At 40.2% G+C, this 4,378-nt stretch carries 6 protein-coding genes, 1 tRNA gene and 1 pseudogene; all 8 read right to left on the bottom strand.

Features of this window, described 5'->3' with window-relative positions; all coding sequences use genetic code 11:
- Positions 1–223 (bottom strand): annotated as a pseudogene (locus AC1DPZ_RS22850) (50S ribosomal protein L7/L12); the annotation flags it as partial.
- 63 nt (positions 224–286) lie between these two features.
- Positions 287–805 carry a 50S ribosomal protein L10 gene (rplJ, locus tag AC1DPZ_RS22845; RefSeq protein ID WP_477407789.1) on the bottom strand — a complete coding sequence of 173 codons (519 nt, stop codon included), beginning with the start codon at positions 803–805 and terminating at the stop codon, positions 287–289.
- Between the two features lie 2 nt (positions 806–807).
- Entirely contained in the window at positions 808–1,506 is a 699-nt protein-coding gene (rplA, locus tag AC1DPZ_RS22840; RefSeq protein ID WP_090642963.1) for a 50S ribosomal protein L1, read from the bottom strand.
- A 111-nt stretch (positions 1,507–1,617) separates the two neighbouring features.
- Positions 1,618–2,058: a 50S ribosomal protein L11 gene (gene rplK / locus AC1DPZ_RS22835; RefSeq protein ID WP_184542728.1), complete on the bottom strand. Its 441-nt coding sequence runs from the start codon at positions 2,056–2,058 to the stop codon at positions 1,618–1,620.
- A gap of 188 nt (positions 2,059–2,246) precedes the next feature.
- Positions 2,247–2,789 (bottom strand): transcription termination/antitermination protein NusG, encoded by a 543-nt coding sequence (nusG, locus tag AC1DPZ_RS22830; protein ID WP_290324705.1) that lies wholly within the window; start codon positions 2,787–2,789, stop codon positions 2,247–2,249.
- Positions 2,790–2,805: 16 nt separating this feature from the next.
- A complete protein-coding gene (gene secE, locus AC1DPZ_RS22825) occupies positions 2,806–3,000 on the bottom strand; it encodes a preprotein translocase subunit SecE (RefSeq protein WP_477407787.1) in 195 nt (64 codons plus the stop codon).
- 20 nt (positions 3,001–3,020) lie between these two features.
- Positions 3,021–3,091 (bottom strand) — tRNA-Trp (locus AC1DPZ_RS22820).
- A 134-nt stretch (positions 3,092–3,225) separates the two neighbouring features.
- A partial coding sequence (tuf, locus tag AC1DPZ_RS22815; protein ID WP_477407785.1) for an elongation factor Tu occupies positions 3,226–4,378 on the bottom strand: 1,153 nt, incomplete at its 5' end.

The following is a 4,378-nucleotide window of genomic DNA, read 5'->3' as shown; positions in this document are numbered from 1 at the left end:
CTGCTAATTTAGCGCCGCCTGCTTCTTTCAGGATAACGTCAAATGCAGTTTGTACTGCTTCAGCAGCAGGGGCATCATCGCCACCAGCAGGAGCAGCAGCAACAGCAACAGCTGCAGCAGCAGGCTCAATACCATACTCATCTTTTAAGATCTGAGCTAATTCGTTTACTTCCTTTACTGTTAAGTTTACCAACTGTTCAGCAAACGCTTTTAAATCCGCCATTTTATTTAAATTTTACTTTTAATGCTTTTTGTTTTTTAATATCGAACTTTAATAAGGTGTTCGTTAACCTCTTTCCTGTAATGTTTTTACAAGGCCTGCAATAGTATTTCCACCTGATTGTAGTGCAGAAATAACGTTCTTGGCCGGTGATTGCAATAATCCGATAACTTCGCCAATCAGCTGTTCTTTTGATTTCAACTTGATCAATGTATCGATCTGGTTGTCGCCAATAAATATTGCTGAATCAATATAAGCTGCTTTTAAAATCGGTTTGTCACTTTTTTTCCTTAATTGTTTAATCAACTTTGCCGGAGCAGTTGCTGATTTTGAGAAAAGGATTGATGATGAACCTTTTAATACATCAAATATTGGAGTGTAATCGCCACCTGCAGCTTCCATAGCTTTTTTAATCAAGCTGTTTTTTGCTACTTTCATCGTGATTTCACTCTGGAAACACTGACGACGGATATCGTTGATCTTTGCAACCGATAGATCAGAGGTATCAGTAATATAGAAATTACCGTACTCTTTCATTTGCTCAGTAAGGGCAAGAACAAGGTCGTATTTTTCTTCTTTATTCATGATTAGATCCCCGCTACTGATTTAGTTTCAACTGTTATTCCCGGAGACATAGTAGAAGAGATATGAATGCTCTTGAAATATGTTCCTTTTGCTGCTGATGGTTTTAATTTCGAGATTGTTTGCAATACTTCTAATGCATTCTCATAAATTTTATCTGCAGGGAATGATGCTTTTCCTATTGAGGTATGGATGATACCTGTTTTATCAACCTTGAAGTCGATTTTACCACCTTTTACCTCAGTTACAGCTTTTCCAACTTCTGGAGTTACTGTTCCTGATTTAGGGTTTGGCATAAGGTTACGCGGGCCTAATATTCTACCCAAACGTCCTACTTTAGCCATAACACTTGGCATAGTGATGATAATATCAACGTCAGTCCATCCGCCTTCAATCTTGGCAATATATTCATCCAAACCTACGTAATCCGCGCCTGCATCTTTTGCTTCTTGTTCCTTATCAGGAGTACAAAGCACCAATACACGTACAGTTTTACCGGTTCCATGAGGTAATGTTGCAATACCACGTACCATTTGATTGGCTTTACGCGGGTCAACACCTAAACGAACGTCTATATCAACTGATGAATCAAATTTAGTTAAGGTTAATTCCTTTACCAAAGCTGATGCAGCTTCTAATGAATACGATTTGTTTGCCTCAATTTTGGAGAGTGCCGCTTTTTGATTTTTTGTTAATCTAGCCACTGTCTTAAACTGATTTTGTATAAATTAATTAATTTTTGATCTGAGATTTGAGACCTGAGATTTGAGATTTAAAAAAAATCCGAAATCGAAAATCCGAAATCCGAAACCAATTTAGTTCCAGGGAGCCGTACCTGATACGGTGATTCCCATACTACGGGCAGTACCTGCCACCATTTTCATGGCTGATTCTACAGTAAATGCATTCAGATCTACCATTTTATCTTTGGCTATAGTTTCAACCTGCTCCCAATTTACATTGGCAACTTTTTTACGGTTGGGTTCAGCCGAACCACTCTTTAAACCGGTTGCTTCCAATAACTGGATTGCAACAGGAGGGGTTTTGATGATAAATTCGAAAGATTTGTCAACATAAACAGTAATCAAAACAGGCAACACCTTTCCAGCTTTATCCTGGGTACGTGCATTAAATTGCTTGCAAAACTCCATGATGTTCACACCTTTTGCACCCAATGCAGGGCCAATTGGAGGTGATGGGTTTGCGGCGCCGCCTTTAACCTGCAGCTTTACCATTGCACCGATCTCTTTTGCCATTTTAATTTACTTTAATTATAACTCAATGTTAGTAAGTGGAAGCTAAGTAACATTTAAGGTTTTTATGGTATCAAGTAGTTAGTATCAAGTATCATGACCTTTACTACCCTATCCTTATATTATTATTGCATCATTCATCTGTATCCACAGTGCAAATCATCTTGCTACTTGATACTAACTACATGATACTATTCTTTCTCTACCTGCATGTAATTCAATTCAAGCGGCGTACGGCGCCCGAATATCTTTACCATAACTTTTAATTTCTTTTTCTCTTCGTTAACCTCTTCAATCACCCCGCTAAATCCGTTGAAAGGTCCGTCCATTACTTTTACGCTTTCGCCAATGTAATACGGCACATTCATTGTTTCGCCCTGGGCGCTCATTTCGTCAACCTTACCTAAAATACGGTTAACTTCGGCCTGGCGCAGTGGGATAGCATTACCGGCTTTATCGCCCAAAAATCCTATTACACTGTTTATATTTTTGATGATGTGTTCAGTTTCGCCATCAAGTACAGCCTCCATTAATACATAACCAGGGAAATAGTTACGCTCTTTTGCTATCTTTTTCCCATCGCGCATCTGGTAGTATTTTTCTGTAGGTATTAATACCTGCGGTACCAAATGCGTAATGCCCAAACGACTAATTTCGGCATCTATATATTGTTTTACCTTTTTCTCTTTACCACTTATGGCTCTCACCACATACCATTTCAATTGATCACTCATCTCTATCTCCTAAATATTATGTTAGTGAACTATAAAATGTTTTAAGCAAGTAGGCTATGATCTGGTCCATACCTAAAATAACCATGGCGATGATAATTGCAGCAACCAGTACCAATACGGCACTGCTTTGCAACTCGCGCCAGGTTGGCCAGGTTACCTTCTCAGTTAACTCGATGTATGATTCTTTAATATATTCAGTTACGTTAGCCATCTTTACTACTTTGCTTAATGCACGGGAACAAGGATTCGAACCCTGATCAAAGGTTTTGGAGACCTCTATTCTACCGTTGAACTATTCCCGTGTATTTTTAATCCTGAATCCCCCAAAAGGGACTTTTAAATATTAACAAAGTACTTAGTCAATTGACTAAGTACTTTGTGTTAAATTAACCACAACCTAACCTTGTTCCCCCACCAGCCGGCGGGGGTTAGGGGGTTATTTCAATATTTCAGTTACCTGGCCGGCACCTACTGTTCTGCCACCTTCACGGATAGCGAAACGTAAGCCTTTTTCCATAGCGATAGCGTTGATCAATTTTACAGTGATGGTAACGTTATCACCTGGCATAACCATTTCTACACCTTCGGCTAATGAAATTTCACCAGTTACGTCAGTAGTACGGAAATAGAATTGCGGGCGGTATTTGTTGAAGAATGGAGTGTGACGACCACCTTCTGCTTTTGATAATACGTAAACTTCAGCTTTGAAATCTGTGTGTGGAGTTACTGAACCTGGTTTGCAAATAACCATACCACGACGGATATCGGTTTTTTCAATACCACGTAACAATAAGCCTACGTTGTCACCAGCTTCACCTCTGTCAAGGATCTTGCGGAACATCTCAACACCAGTTACAGTTGATTTCAGGTTTTCGGCACCCATACCAAGGATGTCAACCTGCTCACCTGAGTTGATTACACCACGCTCAATACGACCGGTAGCAACAGTACCACGACCAGTGATTGAGAATACGTCTTCAACCGGCATCAAGAAAGGAAGCTCAGTTAAACGTGGAGGAATTGGGATAAAGCTATCAACAGCATCCATCAATTCCATGATTTTTCCAACCCATTTAGGATCGCCGTTAAGACCACCTAAAGCTGAACCCTGGATTACCGGGATATCATCACCTGGATATTCGTAGAATGATAATAATTCACGAATTTCCATTTCAACTAATTCTAATAATTCCGGATCATCAACCATGTCAACTTTGTTCATGAAAACAACAAGCGCAGGTACACCTACCTGGCGAGCTAACAGGATGTGTTCGCGGGTTTGTGGCATCGGACCATCAGTTGCAGCAACCACAATGATCGCACCGTCCATCTGAGCAGCACCCGTAACCATGTTTTTCACGTAATCCGCGTGACCTGGACAGTCAACGTGAGCATAGTGACGGTTAGCAGTTGAATACTCAACGTGCGCGGTGTTAATTGTGATACCACGTTCTTTTTCTTCAGGAGCCGAGTCAATTGAATCAAATGAACGGGCTTCTGATAAACCTGCATCAGCTAATACTTTAGTAATAGCTGCGGTAAGGGTTGTTTTACCGTGGTCAACGTGACCGATTGTACCGATGTTTAAG

This window comes from Mucilaginibacter sp. P4_G9, assembly GCF_056400985.1.
The sequence above is the reverse complement of the archived record's forward strand: the minus strand, read 5'-3'. Positions and strand labels throughout refer to the sequence as shown.